We start from the raw sequence: 17,131 nt of genomic DNA on the forward strand, positions 1-17,131 counted from the left end.
CTGCCTGTGAAGTGACCCCGTAAAGTTGGACATTTCTGTTAAGCGGCTTTCAAGGCCTGAGTTCGATATTCTATCGGAGTCAGGCCTTTTAGTTTCACTTTTATACGTTTGGTATTGTAGTACTCGATGTATTCTTTAATTTGCTCTATCAGAGCATCTGCATCTTCAAAGCTTTGGTTGTGATACATCTCTGTTTTGAGTAAAGCAAAAAAGTTTTCAGCAACCGCATTATCCAAGCAGTTACCTTTTCTCGACATGCTTTGTGTTAACCCACTCTCCGCTACCTTTTTTTGATACTGTCGATGGCGATATTGCCAACCTTGATCGCTATGTATAATTGGCTTTGAGTTGGGTTTAAGCTTTGATATGGCTTCCGTCAGCATATCCGTGACTAGCGGCAAGCAGGCACTTTTGGCCACTCTATAAGCAACCACTTCCTGAGTAAACAAGTCGACAACGGGAGACAAGTATACTTTCTGCTCTTTGACTTTGAACTCCGTGACATCAGTTACCCACTTTTCGTCGGGTTGAGTCGCACTAAAATCTCTTTCAAGCACGTTGGGAGCAGCTGTTCCAGACTCTCCTCGGTATGAACGATACTTTTTAATCCTGACCGTCGATTTAAGGTTGAGCTGAGCCATAAGCCTTTGAACCGTTTTGTGGTTAAGCACGAACCCCTGATTTTTTAATTCCAAGTGAATACGGCGGTAGCCGTATCGGCCCTTATGCTCATGATAAATTGACTTTATCAACCGCAGCTCACGTTCGTAGCTATTTGGGCGCTTGCTCGTTTGAGCCTGATAATAAAAGACACTTTTTGCCAGCTGTAGAGTGTGCAGTAAGTGCTTCAACGGGTACTTGCCTTTAAGAGTTAGAGCTATGACCGCTTTTTCTTTGTTCGACGGTTTTTTTCCTGCTCCAACTCTTCCAACTTTTTTAGAACGGCATTCTCGGTTCGTAAGTAAACCAACTCCTCTTTTAGCTCCTCAAGCGTCATTTCATTATCAGGCTTAGTGGTACGTTGAGGTTGCTGTTTCATTGAGGGTCTTCCTTTCTGGCGCATTTTGAGCCCTTTGATACCGAGCTCATTAAATCGTTTGAGCCAGACTGAGAGTATCCCAGGGGATGAGAGGTTTAATACTGCGCTAGTGTGCGTGAGAGACCATTCATTCGTCCACATTAAATTCAATGCTTTTCGTTTTGTCTGAGCAGTAGCCGCATGGTTAGTTGGTAAAAATGAATCAGTACCATGGATGGCAAAGACTTGAGCCCAATACCGTATCTGTCTTGAAGAAATTGAATATTGTTTTGCTAAGTAGAGAGATGACGTGCCATCTAAGTATTGCTTAGCAATGATACATTTTAGCTCTCGGCTATATTTGGACATAAAAAGACCCCCAATAATTGGTGTCCAACTATTGGGGGTCAGTTCACTGTCAGCGGCTTTTTTATGCTCTTTTTTTATAAACAGGGGGGCTCATTTTTGATTGCTTTTAATTTAAACAATACTAAAATAGTTAGCCTTGCTAACTAAATGTTGTTCTTTGATTGGATGAATATGCTGAACCAGAATTTAGAAAAGATTGAGCGCTTCGCCTCTAAGATATGGCGAACTCAGGTAAATGAAGAGCCTATTTGTCAATTGAGCTTCAATGAGTATGACTATTTGAAGGTTATTCAAGCATCTCCTGAACCGATCCGATTAACTGATCTTGCGATTGAGATGCAAGTCACCAAGCCTTCAGCGACCACTATGGTTCAGAGGCTTGAGAGAAAGGGCCTTGTTGAACGTAAAGCTTCGCTCGAAGATGCGAGATCTAAGCTAGTAGTACTGACCAATAAAGCAGAAGTGGGTTTGGAAGAAGAAAGTAAGATCTATCAGGTTATGGCACAGATACTGGAAAGTCGTTTGTCTGAGCAAGAGTCTCAACAACTAAATCTATTATTAAATAAGGCTTTGAAGTAAATAATTTAGATATTTAGTTAGTTTTGTTAACTAATTTTTCGAGTCATATCTTATTGATATGCGACTCACAAATGAAAGTAGAGTAAAAAATGAGTAACTCAATTAGTCGCCAGTTTTGGCGATACACAATCCCTACCGTGGCAGCCATGTTGGTTAATGGCCTGTATCAAGTGGTGGATGGCATCTTCATTGGCCGCTATGTGGGAGCTGATGGGCTTGCAGGTATCAATGTTGCGTGGCCTGTGATTGGTTCGATTCTCGGTATTGGTATGTTGGTGGGGGTGGGTACAGGTGCGCTGGTCTCTATTCGCCAAGGTGAAAAAGATACTCAAGGCGCTAAGCAGATCTTAGCAACGGGTTTAACCTTGCTGTTAGCGATTACGCCTATTGTTTCGGCATTGCTGTTTTTGTTTGCTGATAACTTCTTGCTTTGGCAGGGTGCTGAAGGGCGAGTGTATGAGCTTGGTCTGCAATACTTACACATTCTGATTGGTGCCGGTGTCTTCACGCTAGGTTCGATCGCGATGCCGTTTTTACTGCGCAATGATGACAGCCCTAATCTCGCCACCATATTGATGATCGTTGGTGCGGTAATTAACATCGTACTCGATTACCTGTTTATCGCCCTCTATGGTTGGGAGTTGATGGGCGCGGCATTAGCAACAGCGATTGCCCAGTTTGTGGTAACGGGTCTCGGCTTGGCTTACTTCTTCTCACGTCGAGCAAACCTACGTTTACGTTGGAATGAGTTGAGACTGAAGCTCGATGTGATTCCACAAATCTTCGCCATTGGTACATCAAGCTTCTTTATGTACGCTTATGGTTCGATGATGGTGGCGCTGCACAATGCGTTGTTCTCCCAATATGGCGATCAGTTGATGATTGGCGCTTACGCGATTTTGGGTTACATCGTGACGGTTTATTATCTCACAGCTGAAGGTATCGCCAACGGTATGCAACCTTTGGTGAGTTACAACCATGGCGCGCGTAACCAAGCGAATATCCGTAAGCTACTTAAGATTGCGATGATGAGTTCGGTATTGATTGGTGTGGCGTTCGTGTTGCTTCTGAACGCGTTCCCACGGGAGTTTGTATCAGTATTTAACTCAGACGAACCTCAGCTAGTTGAGTACACCGTGTTGGGTATTCGACTTCACATGTTTGCACTGGCGCTGGATGGCTTCTTGGTAGTAGCAGGAGCTTACTATCAAGCAGTGAACAAGGGCAGCAAAGCGATGTTTGTGACGATAGGTAATATGCTTATCCAACTACCTTTCTTGTACATTATGCCTAAGTTGTATGGTGTGCCGGGGATCTGGATTGCGTACCCACTGTCTAACATCGCGCTAAGTGTGGTGGTGATGGTAATGCTCTACAAAGACCTAAAGAAGCTCGATGCCTCGCCGATGGAAACAGCGACGGCATAGGTTGTGTTTCTTAAGTCGAATTAGAAAGGTCTAGCGAATGCTAGACCTTTTTTGTATCTGTTGCTGGTTAGTCCAATGCGAAGAACTAAATGTTCTTAACGTCTAAACCTGCAAGCTGATGCCAGTAACCATTACATTGGCGGCTTTCAATCTTCATCGGTTTTTGACCTTGCTCGTTTGCTCTGAAATTATTGATTTCAGAGAAGGTATCGATACCGAGTGGGCTTAAACGAACCACATCAACCAGGTCGTGCATGTTTGGCAAATCATTGACTAGGTTGTAGCAGTAGCCTGATTGTGTCTGGATACCATTAAGGTTGAATACTGATTGGCCTTCTTGGCTTTCTACTTGTAGCCCTGTTGGGTACTTGATACAGCATGTTTCGCAATCGTCTTTAGCTTTGTTTTCTGCGCGAGCTGTAAAGCAGCGAGCCGAGTAAGCAAGCGGTAGATAGCCGTGGCTAAATACTTCTACTTCGAATTTGTTGCGGATGTTCAGCTCTTCGCACTGTGTCATTACGTTGCTTAGCCATTCGCGAGAAAGCTCAACCGGCATACACCAACGCGTCATACCTTGTTTCAAGAACAGGTTCAGTGTGCGTGCGTTATATGTGTTTACTGCAGGGCCGACCACGAAAGGTACTTTGCTTTCGCTAGCTAGTTGAATTGCAGATACATCATTGGCTTCGATCGCAAAGTCACCATTATCGATGTACTTCTTCATGATGTTGACTTCGCTTGGCGCTTCTAGCAATGCCATGGTCGAGAGTACAACTTGCTTACCGGAAGCAGACAGCTCTTTAGCAATGTCCATCCAGTGTTTCGCTTTCATCTCTCGACGCTTTGAACATACAGCTTCACCTAGGTAGATGATGTCAGCAGAGCTTGATTTCGCTTGCTCATAGAAGCTTTCAACGTCTTGTTTTGGCCAAAAATAAAGTAGAGGGCCTAATGCGTATTTCATTGAGTTCTCCATTTGGCTCTATTGCCATTTACGGTGATAAGCGCCAAGCGTGGTTTGTGTACCTTCAGATACATTCGCCAGTGTCGCATTCCAAGCTTGTTCAACTTGGTATTGTTCTGGGTTCGCTAAGTAGCGATCGATAGCAGCGCGCCAAGTACGAGTCACTTGCTCGACATAAGCAGGGCTGCGTTGGCGGCCTTCAATCTTCACTGAGGCAACGTTTGCAGCGAAAAGCTCAGGCAACATGGATAGCGTGTTGAGGCTGGTGGGCTCTTCAAGTGCGTGATAGCGCTTACGTTCACCATCGATCTCGGCTTCAAAGCGGCCTTTACACAGCGTTGGGTAGCCAGCGTTCTCACCTGCTTCATACTTATCGATAAGGATCTCATTCAAGCGAGACTCTAGGCCCGTTTCTGTTTCTTGCCAGCGAACGTATTTCGCAGGAGAACAAGCGCCCACTGTGTTTGGTGATTCGCCCGTCATGTATGAAGAGAGGTAGCATCGGCCTTCTGCCATGATACACAAGCTACCAAAAGCGAATACTTCAAGGTCAACGTCAGAAGTGATGTTACGAGAAAGCTGTTTAACCTGATGAATTGATAATACGCGCGGCAATACGACACGTTTAACGTTGAAGTTTTTGTGGTAGAAGTCGATAGCCGCCGCATTGGTCGCAGATGCTTGTACCGATAGGTGCAGTTCTAGATTTGGATATTTGTTTGCAGCGTACTCAAGCACAGCGATGTCTGCGATGATCAGCGCATCAACACCCAGTGCAGCGGCGTTGTCTACGGCATTGGTCCAACGGTCGAAGCCATTTGGGTGAGCAAACGTATTTAGAGCAACATGAATTTTCTTGTTGTGGTCATGTACATACTGCACAGCACGATCGAGCTTTTTACCCGCAAAGTTTAGGCCTGCAAAGTGTCGGGCATTGGTATCGTCTTTGAATCCGATATAGACAGCATCCGCACCGCAATCAATGGCGGTTTTCAAAGCAGGTAAGTTACCCGCTGGGCATAAGAGTTCCATTTGCTCACTACCAGTAGAATTAAGTTGAAGCGGGCATTTTATGAAGAATTGTGAATGACGGAATTGATGTAAGGCAGGTTTAGATGGATAAATCTGCTTTTACTCCGTTTGAGGTACTGACGAGTGACCGTTTTACATGTTGGCTTGGCTTGAACGTGAGATATTTGAATCGGCTTGTTAGTTCTTATGGCGACGATTTTGGGCAAATAGCTCTTCGACATCTTGTTTTGGTTGAGGGCGATAGAAGTGAAAGCCTTGAATTGAACTACAATTGAGGTTAGACAGTAGAGTCGCTTGCTCACTGGTTTCTACACCTTCAGCAACCACGGTTAAATCGAGAGACTTACCAAGGTTGATGATGTTTTCAATTACAGTAATTTGCTTTGGTAGGGTATCGATATCAGAGATGAAAGCACGGTCTATCTTAAGTTCATCAATTGGGAAGCGAGCTAGGTAAGATAGTGATGAGTAACCGGTACCGAAATCATCAATCGATAGAGCGAAGCCGAGCTTTTTAATCGCGTTGAGCATTTGCAGTGTGTGTTCACTGTCACTCATCACCGCGCTTTCCGTTAGCTCAAATGTAATCGCACTTGGGTCAAGCTCTGTCGAACGCAGCAGCTTTTCCATGTAATCAATCAGCTTCGGATTTCCAAACTGTTCAGGAGAAAGGTTGATTGCTACACGACCAGGGAGAATTCCCTGCATCTTCCAGCGCTTAACCGTAGCAAATACTTCACGCATAACCACGCGACCAAGTTGTTCGATAAGGCCGGCTCGCTCCGCTACAGGGATGAACGCCGCTGGACTAATATAACCCTCTACAGGATGTTTCCAACGAACTAGAGCTTCAGCGCCGTTGATGGTGAAATCTCGTGCGTTGACCTTAGGTTGATACCAAACCTCAAGTCCATTCTGTTGCAGCGCTTTTTGTAGTTCAATCTCCAGCCACAGTCGCATACGCGCTTCTTTGTTCATCTGTTCGTTGAACTTGATTAGACGATTGCGACCACGATCTTTGGCTTCATACATTGCTGTGTCTGCATTTTGCAGCAAGATACGAGCATCAGTACCGTCTTGAGGAAAGCTCACACTACCAATCGAGCAGGCTAAGCGTTTACTAAAATGGTGAAGATCGAAAGGTTGATTGATCAGGGAAATGATCTTTTCAGCGAGCATTTCAGGTGTTCGCTGATGTTCGGGTTCTGGCAGGATAATACCAAATTCATCACCGCCTAAATGCCCAATTACGGCTTTACGAGGCAGTAAGCGTTTAAGGCGTGAGGCGACTTCTTTAATCACTTTGTCACCGATGTGATGACCAAGTGAATCATTGATATTTTTAAAGTTATCAATGTCTAAGTAAAGCATCACAACCGGCGTATCGTTGTGAATGAATTGCTCAAGACGCTTAGTAAACCCAACTCGGTTGTAGAGCTTGGTCAGTGCATCGATGTAGGCATCTTCACTGTTTGCCGATGTATATTGTTTTGCGGTTTCTTGTGCGTCTTGAATAAGCACCAACTGAGTGTTACTTCCAAGAACGGTGGTAGAGTCGATGTTGAGCTGAACCTTACGTTCAAAGCCGCATCGGGCACCCGTTAAGCAAACCAAACCAGACTCAGAAATAATAGAGCTGAGTTTATTATTGAAGACTGTTTTGGTTTGTTCATCGATAAATAGGCGTCCCAACTCTTCGCCAATTAACTCTATGGTGGAGTTAAAGCCAAGCAAGCGCGCTGCAGCTGGGTTGGATGACAAGATGTAGTCACTTTCAACTAGCAGTAACCCGTCTGGGAGTAGGTGAGATAGTTTGTGAAATTTTGCTTCAGATTCTTCTAAAGAACGGACGAGTACTTGGTTTTCTGATGTGTCGAAGGCATGAAAGACAATGTAGTCAGTTTTGTTGCCATTGGTAAGCGGAGACAGGCTGAAGTGAAGGCTGGTATCGAGATCGGTTTCGTTGAGGGTGACTTCGGCCTCAATCGACTCGCCATTAAATGCACGCTCATAGTAAGGTTTAAGGTGCTGGTAGAATTGCTCGCCTAATGTTTGACGGTCATTCATGCCTACAAGCTCTGTTTGACTCAAGCCAGCAATATCGCAGTAACGCTCATTCACCATAAAATAGTTATGTTGAGCATCAAGTACTGCGAAAAAGAACGGACTGTTTGCAGTTAGCTGGGTAAACCAATGTTGTAGTTGCTGGGGAGGCATCAAAGTACTACCAATTCTCCAAGAGCTTGAATATTCACTATCGATAAATATTTATTACTTTTTGTGTAGCTATCGATATTTACCTGTGAGTGCAGCGAACCGCTGTAATTCTCATTACCTGAGTTACTATAACTGTGATTTTCAGGATATTAAAGGTCGAGCATCAAACAGAAGTTAATTTGATACATAACAGTAACTGAGATCTCAACATCATCTATGATGTATTCCATATTATTGACAAAGTTACGGATAAGTCACGTGATAAACAAGATTCGCACTCAACTAGTTCAAAATGCCGCATCAATTTTGCGATCTCCAGTCCAGTTATTGCCTAAAACAGTACAAAAAAGAGCCTTGTTGGAGGCGCTTAAGAATGTCTTTAAGGAAGCTTTAGAGGACGGTGACTTTGAATTTTTAGAAGACAAGTGGCTTAAAGTCTCAATAAAAGATATGGGGTTAAGTTGGTGTATTAGCTACAAAAATGAGCAACTAGTTGTAGCTGATAAAGAGGTGGCTGAAGATGTAAGCTTTAGCGGTAATCTTAACGATCTTGTGTTGATTGCGGGGCGTAAAGAAGACCCAGATACGCTTTTCTTCCAACGTAGACTGTCTATTGAGGGCGATACCGAGTTAGGTTTAGAAGTTAAAAACTTGATGGATAGCGTAGATTTGGACGTATTGCCGAGCCCTATGAAAACTTTGTTAAATCAATTAGCTGATTTTGTGCAGAAGGGAGTACAATCCCCAGATACACAAAGTGAGGTAATGAATGCTTATTCGAACTGAAGCACCGGCAGATATACTTGTCATCGATCGTTTATTGAAATCTGTTTTTGAAACAGATGCAGAAGCTAACTTGGTTATGAATTTGCGTGAGAATAGCCATTTAACGCTATCGCTGGTCGCTTGTTCTGATGAAGGCGAAGTGGTCGGTCACCTGATGTTTAGTCCTATCACTCTTGATGGTGATGATCATAACTGGCAAGGGCTTGCACCTCTCGCCGTGAAGGAAGAGTTCCGCAATCAAGGTATTGCCACATCACTGGTTGAAGATGCGTTTTCTACTTTGGTTGATTTCGGTTATCCAGCCTGCGTTGTGTTGGGTGATCCAGCTTATTACGGTCGCTTTGGTTTCAAAGCTGCAAGTGAATTTGGCCTGAGTTGTACTTGGGATGTGCCAGAAGGCGCCTTTCAAGCGATTGAGTTGGTAGAAGGTGCTCTTACGGGGCGTCCTGGCGAGGTAGCTTACAGCCCAGAGTTCAACGAGTTATAAAGCTATTTCCAACGCAATATGATGCAAACTGATTTGGTCTAAATAAAGGAGCTTGATGCTCCTTTATTTTTTGTTAGTATCAGCCCAACTCTAATGGACTGTTTTAAAGTTTGCTCTGATTAAGCCTCCCACCACCAACCTAAGGTTATAACTGCTAGATATGTCACAAACACACGCACAATACCTGCAAGAGATGGGCATAAGCCAATGGGAGCTTAGTCACCCAGAACGTTTGGCGGGTTATGAATCTAAACTGACTCCGCTAGCGAGTGATTGCAAGTTACTTTTGGTTTCGCCTGAAAAACCTCAGGAAGATCTCGCCGTGATGTTTGAGCGTGTACTCAAGAGTATCAAGCTTGATTTATCTCAGGCACTACACGTTCAGCCTCAACACCTAACTTATATCGAACTCGGTGATGTTGAATGGGTATGGTTTGCTGGGTGTGAGTCTGCCCAAGAGCTGAATGCAAAAACGCTTCAATCTCCATTACTGTCTGACATCAATGGTAATAACCAACATCGCCGCGACTTATGGCAACAAATTTGTGCTTATGACTAATCAATTTTTACCGACTTCACAACAACACCTAGACGCTATTTGGCAGATAGAGCAGACCGCGCATTCTCACCCTTGGTCTGAAACCATGATTCGCGATCTCGATAGTCGAGGTGCTTGTCATCATGTTCTTGAAGTCGATGGGCAAGTAGTCGGATACTTCTTCGCCCAGAACATCGTTGGTGAAGTCACGTTACTTAATATTGCGGTAGACCCAAGCCAACAAGGCAAAGGGTATGGGAAAGCGTTAACTGAATATTTCCTTGATATGTGCGAACAAGCTGACGCCGAGAGTGCTTGGCTGGAAGTTCGTGAAAGTAATGTGCATGCTTTTAATCTTTACGAGAAGGCTGGCTTTAATGAAGTCGACCGTCGTCGTAATTATTACCCAACCAAGCAAGGCAACGAAGATGCGATCATTATGAGCTATCTTTTCATGTCGTTTAGCTAATCATATTATGTCTTTTAGCTAACCCTAAATAGCTAACCACAGAATCAGCGATAAATAGGGTGTAAACTGACCCTTTAGAAAGTGACACGCTTTCTGTATAATCCGCACACAGAATTCAAGGGCAAGTATTATCTACTTGCCCTTTTTACGCTTTAGATCAGCAAAGGGCGACTATGTCTTTCCAACAAGAAGTGAGCAAACGTAGAACGTTTGCAATTATCTCTCACCCGGATGCGGGTAAAACCACGATTACTGAAAAAGTTCTTTTATTCGGAAACGCGATTCAGAAAGCGGGTACCGTAAAAGGCCGTGGCTCTAACCAGCACGCTAAATCTGACTGGATGGAGATGGAAAAAGAACGTGGTATCTCGGTAACTACGTCGGTAATGCAATTCCCATACAATGATTGCCTAGTAAACCTACTAGATACTCCAGGACATGAAGATTTCTCGGAAGATACGTACCGTACACTAACTGCGGTTGACTCTTGTTTGATGGTTATCGATGCTGCGAAAGGTGTCGAGGATCGTACTCGTAAACTAATGGAAGTAACACGTCTACGTGATACGCCAATCGTAACGTTTATGAACAAACTTGACCGTGACGTCCGTGATCCAATGGAAGTGCTTGATGAAGTAGAGAGCGAGCTAGGTATGGCTTGTGCTCCTATCTCATGGCCTATTGGTTGTGGTAAAGAGTTTAAAGGTGTTTACCACATTCACCGTGATGAAACGATCTTGTATGAATCTGGCCACGGCCACGAGATCCAAGAAGTTCGTATCATCAAAGGTCTAGATAACCCAGAGCTAGATGAAGCGGTAGGTGCTGATCTAGCGGAAAGCGTACGTGAAGAGCTAGAGCTTGTTATTGGTGCTTGTCCTGAATTTGATCACGACTTGTTCCTAGCGGGTGAGCTAACGCCGGTGTACTTTGGTACTGCATTAGGTAACTTTGGTGTTGACCATATGCTTGATGGTCTAACTAAATGGGCTCCAGCTCCTCAAACACGCCAAGCGAATGAGCGTGATGTTGAAGCGACTGAAGAGAAGTTCTCGGGTTTCGTATTTAAGATCCAAGCAAATATGGACCCTAAACACCGTGACCGTATCGCATTCATGCGTATCGTTTCGGGTACTTACAACCAAGGTATGAAGATGAATCATGTTCGTACTGGTAAGAGCGTAAGTATCTCTGATGCGGTAACCTTCATGGCGGGTGACCGTGCACGAGCTGAGAAAGCATACGCGGGTGATATTATCGGCCTGCATAACCACGGTACTATTCAGATTGGTGATACCTTTACTCAAGGTGAGAGCCTAAAGTTCGCTGGTATTCCTAACTTCGCACCTGAACTATTCCGTCGTATTCGCCTACGAGATCCACTGAAGCAGAAGCAACTTCTTAAAGGCTTGGTTCAGCTTTCAGAAGAGGGCGCAGTACAAGTATTCCGTCCTATGCAGAATAACGACTTGATCGTTGGTGCGGTTGGTGTACTTCAGTTCGACGTGGTTGTAGCGCGCTTGAAAGCGGAATACAACGTGGAAGCTATCTACGAAGGTGTTAACGTTGCAACAGCTCGTTGGGTTGAGTGTGATGACGCTAAGAAACTGGAAGAGTTCAAACGTAAGAACCAATCTAACCTAGCGTTAGATGGCGGTGACAACCTGTCTTACATCGCACCAACTATGGTTAACTTGAACCTAGCTTCTGAGCGTTTCCCTGAAGTTCAATTCCGAGCGACGCGCGAGCACTAATTTCTCAGAGCTCTATTCGAGTTAAACAAAAACGTCTATTGTTCTGCAGTAGGCGTTTTTTAATACGTGTTATCTGAGGATGGAGACTGAGATTTGAGCATGAGTATGTTGGGTTGGATAAAAGCTTGGGTTAGGAAATACGATAAGTGGTGTGAAGAGCTTGGCTTAACGCCTGAAAATAAGCGTAGCTGTGTACCTTATCGTCGTGACCTGCAAGGCCAGAAAGCAGAGAATGGAAAAGATGACACAGCAAATAAGTGACTTTCCGCTGTTTGATACTCACTGCCATGCGGATTTTGAGGCGTTTAAGCAAAATATTGTAATTGATCAGGGAGCTACACTTGATCAAAGTATTGATCGCTACCTTAAAGAAGCGAAACAAGCGCAAGTTGAGAAGCTGCTCATCCCTTCTATAGGTCAAAATAACTGGCATAAGCTTGAGAAAATTGCGCAATCCTACCCCAACGTTTATTACGCGCTAGGCTTTCATCCTTACTTTTTAGAGCAAGCGGATGAGGTGCAATTTGAAGAGCTGCGCCAATTACTCTCTTCTAAAATACGTCAATGTGTCGCGATAGGTGAGTGCGGACTCGACTTTTTTATGGACGTTGAACGAGAGAAACAAGAGCGCTTTTTCATCCAACAAATGGAGTTAGCGAAGGCGTTTGAGCTGCCTTTGATTGTCCATGAAAGGAAGTCTTACAACCGACTTATCGAGCTAATAAAGCAGCACAAGTTCACCTTAGGAGGTGTGATTCACGGTTTTTCAGGGAGTGAACAGCAGGCTTTAGCGTGGATCAAGCTCGGTTTCTATATTGGTGTCGGTGGGACGATAACTTACCCAAGAGCACAAAAAACACGCACAACCATCGCGAAATTGCCGCTTGAATACTTGGTATTGGAAACGGATGCTCCTGACATGCCCATGTATGGAAACCAAGGAAATGTTAATCATTCCAAATATTTAGTTACGATCTTAAATGAACTTTTTTTGCTTAGAAAAGAGCCAAAGCAATCGATTGCAGCGCAAGTTTGGCAAAATAGCCATCGTGCATTCGGTATATGTGAATAAAATCGAAGGTTTTTGTTTATCGTTTGCGTAAATTGCATCGGGCTTGTGATTTGGCTCACATTTGCGTGTGAATGGTACATGAATCTTGTACGAAAGTGTGAGGACGGCATTACTTTATTAGTGGTCGCATGAGTATAATTGCCTCCGCTTTATAGCCCCATTTTGTAACACGCCAATAAATAACTAATAAGGAAGTCATAAACTATGAGCCTGTTTATGAGCCTAGTCGGAATGGTTGCACTGATCGCAATCGCAGTACTACTATCTGACAACCGCAAAGCTATTAATCTAAGAACAGTGGGTGGCGCTTTCGCTATCCAATTCGCACTTGGTGCATTCGTACTTTACATCCCTTGGGGTCGTGATCTACTTGCAGGTTTCTCTGCTGGTGTAGCAAACGTGATCGACTACGGTAAAGACGGTACTGGTTTCCTATTCGGCAGCCTAGTTAACTTCTCAGTTGACGGTATCGGTTTCATCTTTGCTTTCCAAGTACTACCAACTCTGATTTTCTTCTCTGCACTTATCTCTGTACTTTACTACATTGGTGTAATGCAAATTGTAATCAAAGTTCTTGGTGGTGGTCTTCAGAAAGCTCTAGGTACTTCTCGCGCCGAGTCTATGTCTGCAGCAGCAAACATTTTCGTTGGTCAAACAGAAGCGCCTCTAGTTGTTCGTCCTTTTGTTCCTAAAATGACTAACTCTGAACTATTCGCAGTAATGTGTGGTGGTTTGGCTTCTGTAGCTGGTGGTGTACTAGCAGGTTACGCATCTATGGGTGTACCTCTAGAGTACCTAGTTGCAGCGTCATTCATGGCAGCACCTGGTGGTCTACTATTCGCTAAAATCATCAAGCCTGAAACAGATACGCCAGACGACAACATCGCTGACGAAATGGACGGTGGCGATGACAAACCAGCTAACGTTATCGACGCAGCAGCAGGTGGCGCATCAGTTGGTCTACAACTAGCTCTTAACGTTGGTGCAATGCTACTAGCATTCATCGGTCTAATTGCTCTAATCAACGGTATCCTAGGTGGCATCGGTGGTTGGTTCGGTATGGAAAACCTAACTCTAGAACTTCTTCTAGGTTGGATCTTCGCACCGCTAGCATTCATCATTGGTGTTCCATGGGAAGAAGCAACTATCGCTGGTTCTTTCATTGGTCAGAAGACAGTTGTTAACGAATTCGTTGCATACCTAAACTTCGTACCTTACGTTGGTGAAAATGCTCAAGTTGTTGCAGCAACTGGTCAAGTGATGTCTGAGAAGACTCAAGCTATCATCGCATTCGCACTATGTGGTTTCGCAAACCTTTCTTCAATTGCGATTCTTCTAGGTGGTCTAGGTGGTATTGCACCAGCTCGTCGTCACGACATCGCTCGTATGGGTGTTAAAGCGGTTATTGCTGGTACTCTATCTAACTTGATGGCAGCAACAATTGCTGGCTTCTTCCTATCTTTCTAATCAAGTAGATTTAGATATATAGACGCCATAATAATATCGCCCCGTAGCAAGAAATTGCTGCGGGGCTTTTTTGTTTTTAGGCCTAGTGATTTTGAGTATGAGCATGAGCTGATGCTGGGATTCAATAATGGGTCTAGAATGTTTTTTTGAGATACAAACCGTTTGCGTTCTAAGGAGCACTACAATTTATTGATGGATACCTATAATGTATAAGCTTAAGGGATAGGATGTCTCTTGTTGGCAAGAAAGTGACCGCTTGGATTCGTTCAAAGGTTATTGTTCTGGGATTAAGCCAAACTTAGCGATACGCTATAGATGTTAGACACAACATGACTGATTTGTTGTGCCATAGACCAAACTGGTACTGTGCGGTGACAAGGATTGCAATTGGTAGCGAAAGTTATCAAGTCTTCAAGGAACCAAGTCCGTTCATTTGTGACTACTGAGCATTACTAAAATATCCATCTATACTGGATGGGTGGCGAAGTAGTTAACTATTTGAATATATTGATCGGAGATAGAAATGAGCGATTTAAAAGCAGCAGCTCTACGTGCACTTAAACTTATGGACCTAACTACGCTAAATGACGACGATACTACTGAAAAAGTAGTCGCGCTTTGTCATGATGCGAAGACTGCAGTTGGCAACACTGCTGCAATCTGTATTTACCCTCGCTTTATCCCAGCCGCTAAGAAAGCGTTGCGTGAGCAAGGTACTCCAGAAGTACGCATTGCGACTGTAACTAACTTCCCTCATGGTAATGACGACATCGAAATTGCTGTTGCTGAAACGAAAGCAGCGGTAGCGTACGGCGCAGACGAAGTCGACGTAGTATTCCCATACCGTGCTCTTATTGCTGGCAACGAAGAAGTTGGCTTTGAGCTAGTGAAACAGTGTAAAGCAGCTTGTGGTGACATCACACTTAAAGTGATCATCGAAACGGGTGAACTAAAAGAAGAAGCACTTATTAAGAAAGCTTCTCAAATCTGTATCGAAGCGGGCGCAGATTTCATCAAAACTTCAACAGGTAAAGTGCCAGTAAACGCGACTCCAGAGTACGCGCGCATGATGCTTGAAGTTATTCGTGACATGGGCGTTGCTAAAACAGTTGGTTTCAAACCAGCTGGTGGCGTACGTACTGCTGAAGATGCAGCACTATACCTAGCAATGGCTGATGAGCTACTAGGCGCTGAGTGGGCAGACAACATGCACTACCGTTTTGGTGCTTCAAGCCTACTAACGAACCTTCTTAATACATTAGAAGTAACAGACCAAACTGCTGATCCAGCAGCATACTAATTTACTCGTCATATTTGACGCCGCAGCGTTGTTGACTGCGTAAGTTCACCGGTTCGCCGGCCGTCCTAATCACATAGAGCTTCTATGTTCATAGGAATGAACTTCGATTTTCTTTCAAGAGAATAGTCGCCTAGCTGCAACGCCAAATATTTAGAGTATTGATAATAACAAGTCTGTTTGATGGAGTGGCGTCAAGCCACTCCACATTACCTCTTTCCCTACAAACCATACTCACTAGAGTTTGGGAGGCACTAATGTATCTACCTCAAGAAATTATTCGCAGAAAACGTGATAACGAAGTACTGACCACAGAAGAAATTAACTTTTTCATCCAAGGTGTCGCTAAAAACACGGTTTCTGAAGGCCAAATTGCAGCATTTGCAATGGCTATCTTTTTTAATGAAATGACGATGCCAGAACGTATCGCACTAACGTGTGCAATGCGTGACTCAGGCATGGTGATTGATTGGAGCCACATGAACTTTGATGGCCCAATCGTTGATAAACACTCAACTGGTGGCGTTGGTGACGTAACTTCTCTGATGCTTGGTCCTATGGTGGCAGCATGTGGCGGTTTCGTTCCAATGATCTCTGGTCGTGGTTTAGGCCATACTGGCGGTACGCTAGACAAGCTAGAATCTATCCCAGGTTACAACATTACACCAACTAACGAAGTGTTCGGTGAAGTAACTAAAGATGCTGGCGTAGCGATCATCGGTCAAACAGGCGATTTAGCCCCTGCTGACAAGCGTGTTTACGCGACTCGTGATATCACAGCAACAGTCGATAACATCTCGCTAATCACGGCTTCAATCCTATCTAAGAAACTGGCAGCTGGCCTTGATTCTCTAGTGATGGATGTAAAAGTAGGTTCAGGCGCATTCATGCCAACTTACGAAGCGTCAGAAGAGCTAGCGAAATCTATCGTTGCAGTAGCAAACGGTGCGGGTACTAAAACAACGGCAATCCTAACGGACATGAACCAAGTATTGGCTTCTTCAGCGGGTAACGCAGTTGAAGTTCGTGAAGCGGTTCAGTTCCTAACGGGTGAATATCGTAACCCACGCTTGTTAGAGATCACTCTAGCATCGTGTGCTGAAATGTTGGTGCTGGGTAACCTAGCTAAAGATTCAGATGAAGCGCGTGAAAAACTGATGGCAGTGCTGGATAACGGTAAAGCAGCAGAGTGTTTCGGTAAAATGGTAGCGGGCCTTGGTGGTCCAGCAGATTTCGTAACGAACTACGATAACTACCTAGAAAAAGCAGACATTATTAAACCAGTGTACGCGCTAGAAAGCGGTGTGGTATCAGCAATGGATACTCGTGCAATTGGTATGGCTGTGGTTGGTATGGGCGGCGGTCGTCGCGTAGCAACTGACAGCATTGATTACGCAGTCGGTTTTGATCACTTCATTCGCCTAGGTGAAGTAGCAAGTGAAGATAAGCCATTAGCAATGATTCATGCTCGCAACGAACAACAGTGGCAAGAAGCTGCAACAGCATTACAAAATGCAATCACTGTGGGCGGAGAATATACAGCAACGCCAGACGTTTACCGTCAGATTCGTTCTGAAGACGTGTAAATAACAGATATCGGTATGCCTAGCGTATACCGATAAACAGAGTTCTGGTGCAAAGAGCAATAAGTTGGT

General features: G+C 44.3%; 17 protein-coding genes. 12 read left to right on the top strand and 5 right to left on the bottom strand.

Annotated elements, in window-relative coordinates; all coding sequences use genetic code 11:
- Positions 1 to 38: 38 nt before the first annotated feature.
- Both AB8613_RS11810 and AB8613_RS11815 read right to left on the bottom strand, forming a co-directional pair.
- Positions 39 to 881, bottom strand: a complete 843-nt coding sequence (locus AB8613_RS11810; protein ID WP_327784266.1) for an IS3 family transposase — start codon at positions 879 to 881, stop codon at positions 39 to 41.
- A complete protein-coding gene (locus AB8613_RS11815; protein ID WP_146492455.1) occupies positions 878 to 1,387 on the bottom strand; it encodes a helix-turn-helix domain-containing protein in 510 nt (169 codons plus the stop codon). The genes AB8613_RS11810 and AB8613_RS11815 overlap by 4 nt, the downstream gene beginning before the upstream one ends.
- A gap of 171 nt (positions 1,388 to 1,558) precedes the next feature.
- Here AB8613_RS11815 and AB8613_RS11820 point away from each other — a divergent pair, with 171 nt between their 5' ends.
- Positions 1,559 to 1,966 (top strand): MarR family winged helix-turn-helix transcriptional regulator, encoded by a 408-nt coding sequence (locus tag AB8613_RS11820; RefSeq protein ID WP_146490660.1) that lies wholly within the window; start codon positions 1,559 to 1,561, stop codon positions 1,964 to 1,966.
- Between the two features lie 89 nt (positions 1,967 to 2,055).
- Entirely contained in the window at positions 2,056 to 3,393 is a 1,338-nt protein-coding gene (locus AB8613_RS11825; protein WP_146490661.1) for an MATE family efflux transporter, read from the top strand.
- A gap of 85 nt (positions 3,394 to 3,478) precedes the next feature.
- Here AB8613_RS11825 and AB8613_RS11830 read toward each other — a convergent pair whose 3' ends face one another.
- From AB8613_RS11830 to AB8613_RS11840, 3 genes are all read right to left on the bottom strand, one after another.
- Positions 3,479 to 4,357, bottom strand: coding sequence for a U32 family peptidase (locus AB8613_RS11830; protein ID WP_017059237.1), 879 nt, complete (start codon positions 4,355 to 4,357; stop codon positions 3,479 to 3,481).
- 18 nt (positions 4,358 to 4,375) lie between these two features.
- Entirely contained in the window at positions 4,376 to 5,389 is a 1,014-nt protein-coding gene (locus AB8613_RS11835; RefSeq protein WP_285954262.1) for a peptidase U32 family protein, read from the bottom strand.
- 177 nt (positions 5,390 to 5,566) lie between these two features.
- The gene (locus tag AB8613_RS11840; RefSeq protein WP_146490662.1) at positions 5,567 to 7,606 is read right to left on the bottom strand and encodes a bifunctional diguanylate cyclase/phosphodiesterase; all 2,040 of its coding nucleotides are present in this window, start codon (positions 7,604 to 7,606) and stop codon (positions 5,567 to 5,569) included.
- Positions 7,607 to 7,822: 216 nt separating this feature from the next.
- Here AB8613_RS11840 and AB8613_RS11845 point away from each other — a divergent pair, with 216 nt between their 5' ends.
- From AB8613_RS11845 to deoA, 10 genes are all read left to right on the top strand, one after another.
- Entirely contained in the window at positions 7,823 to 8,392 is a 570-nt protein-coding gene (locus AB8613_RS11845) for an SCP2 domain-containing protein (RefSeq protein ID WP_146490663.1), read from the top strand.
- Positions 8,376 to 8,879: a GNAT family N-acetyltransferase gene (locus AB8613_RS11850; RefSeq protein ID WP_372383855.1), complete on the top strand. Its 504-nt coding sequence runs from the start codon at positions 8,376 to 8,378 to the stop codon at positions 8,877 to 8,879. The genes AB8613_RS11845 and AB8613_RS11850 overlap by 17 nt, the downstream gene beginning before the upstream one ends.
- Before the next feature lie 160 nt (positions 8,880 to 9,039).
- Complete coding sequence (locus AB8613_RS11855) at positions 9,040 to 9,438, top strand: DNA polymerase III subunit psi (protein ID WP_146490665.1); 399 nt, start codon at positions 9,040 to 9,042, stop codon at positions 9,436 to 9,438.
- Positions 9,431 to 9,886 (top strand): ribosomal protein S18-alanine N-acetyltransferase, encoded by a 456-nt coding sequence (rimI, locus tag AB8613_RS11860; protein WP_285954265.1) that lies wholly within the window; start codon positions 9,431 to 9,433, stop codon positions 9,884 to 9,886. The genes AB8613_RS11855 and rimI overlap by 8 nt, the downstream gene beginning before the upstream one ends.
- 173 nt (positions 9,887 to 10,059) lie before the next feature.
- Positions 10,060 to 11,640 carry a peptide chain release factor 3 gene (gene prfC, locus AB8613_RS11865; RefSeq protein WP_061018717.1) on the top strand — a complete coding sequence of 527 codons (1,581 nt, stop codon included), beginning with the start codon at positions 10,060 to 10,062 and terminating at the stop codon, positions 11,638 to 11,640.
- 105 nt (positions 11,641 to 11,745) lie between these two features.
- On the top strand, positions 11,746 to 11,901 hold the full coding sequence (locus tag AB8613_RS11870; protein ID WP_285954336.1) for a DUF5363 family protein: 156 nt from the start codon (positions 11,746 to 11,748) through the stop codon (positions 11,899 to 11,901).
- Positions 11,882 to 12,712, top strand: coding sequence for a TatD family hydrolase (locus AB8613_RS11875; protein WP_372384821.1), 831 nt, complete (start codon positions 11,882 to 11,884; stop codon positions 12,710 to 12,712). Before AB8613_RS11870 ends, AB8613_RS11875 begins: the two co-directional genes overlap by 20 nt.
- Before the next feature lie 204 nt (positions 12,713 to 12,916).
- A complete protein-coding gene (locus AB8613_RS11880; protein WP_060982613.1) occupies positions 12,917 to 14,179 on the top strand; it encodes a NupC/NupG family nucleoside CNT transporter in 1,263 nt (420 codons plus the stop codon).
- Positions 14,180 to 14,702: 523 nt separating this feature from the next.
- Positions 14,703 to 15,479: a deoxyribose-phosphate aldolase gene (gene deoC, locus AB8613_RS11885; RefSeq protein WP_010436196.1), complete on the top strand. Its 777-nt coding sequence runs from the start codon at positions 14,703 to 14,705 to the stop codon at positions 15,477 to 15,479.
- A gap of 254 nt (positions 15,480 to 15,733) precedes the next feature.
- On the top strand, positions 15,734 to 17,062 hold the full coding sequence (deoA, locus tag AB8613_RS11890; RefSeq protein WP_372383856.1) for a thymidine phosphorylase: 1,329 nt from the start codon (positions 15,734 to 15,736) through the stop codon (positions 17,060 to 17,062).
- The last annotated feature ends 69 nt before the right edge of the window (positions 17,063 to 17,131 follow it).

Source organism: Vibrio sp. BS-M-Sm-2 (assembly GCF_041504345.1).
Taxonomy (GTDB): Bacteria; Pseudomonadota; Gammaproteobacteria; order Enterobacterales; family Vibrionaceae; genus Vibrio; species Vibrio satsumensis.

Excerpts from the sequence above, each read along its gene's own strand:
- deoA (WP_372383856.1), top strand. The coding sequence starts at position 15,734 with ATGTATCTACCTCAAGAAATTATTCGCAGAAAACGTGATAACGAAGTA.
- AB8613_RS11840 (WP_146490662.1), bottom strand. The coding sequence starts at position 7,606 with ATGCCTCCCCAGCAACTACAACATTGGTTTACCCAGCTAACTGCAAAC.
- deoC (WP_010436196.1), top strand. The coding sequence starts at position 14,703 with ATGAGCGATTTAAAAGCAGCAGCTCTACGTGCACTTAAACTTATGGAC.
- AB8613_RS11855 (WP_146490665.1), top strand. The coding sequence starts at position 9,040 with ATGTCACAAACACACGCACAATACCTGCAAGAGATGGGCATAAGCCAA.
- AB8613_RS11820 (WP_146490660.1), top strand. The coding sequence starts at position 1,559 with ATGCTGAACCAGAATTTAGAAAAGATTGAGCGCTTCGCCTCTAAGATA.
- rimI (WP_285954265.1), top strand. The coding sequence starts at position 9,431 with ATGACTAATCAATTTTTACCGACTTCACAACAACACCTAGACGCTATT.
- AB8613_RS11875 (WP_372384821.1), top strand. The coding sequence starts at position 11,882 with ATGACACAGCAAATAAGTGACTTTCCGCTGTTTGATACTCACTGCCAT.
- AB8613_RS11830 (WP_017059237.1), bottom strand. The coding sequence starts at position 4,357 with ATGAAATACGCATTAGGCCCTCTACTTTATTTTTGGCCAAAACAAGAC.
- AB8613_RS11845 (WP_146490663.1), top strand. The coding sequence starts at position 7,823 with ATGATGTATTCCATATTATTGACAAAGTTACGGATAAGTCACGTGATA.
- AB8613_RS11850 (WP_372383855.1), top strand. The coding sequence starts at position 8,376 with ATGCTTATTCGAACTGAAGCACCGGCAGATATACTTGTCATCGATCGT.
- AB8613_RS11870 (WP_285954336.1), top strand. The coding sequence starts at position 11,746 with ATGTTGGGTTGGATAAAAGCTTGGGTTAGGAAATACGATAAGTGGTGT.
- AB8613_RS11835 (WP_285954262.1), bottom strand. The coding sequence starts at position 5,389 with ATGGAACTCTTATGCCCAGCGGGTAACTTACCTGCTTTGAAAACCGCC.
- AB8613_RS11825 (WP_146490661.1), top strand. The coding sequence starts at position 2,056 with ATGAGTAACTCAATTAGTCGCCAGTTTTGGCGATACACAATCCCTACC.
- prfC (WP_061018717.1), top strand. The coding sequence starts at position 10,060 with ATGTCTTTCCAACAAGAAGTGAGCAAACGTAGAACGTTTGCAATTATC.
- AB8613_RS11880 (WP_060982613.1), top strand. The coding sequence starts at position 12,917 with ATGAGCCTGTTTATGAGCCTAGTCGGAATGGTTGCACTGATCGCAATC.
- AB8613_RS11815 (WP_146492455.1), bottom strand. The coding sequence starts at position 1,387 with ATGTCCAAATATAGCCGAGAGCTAAAATGTATCATTGCTAAGCAATAC.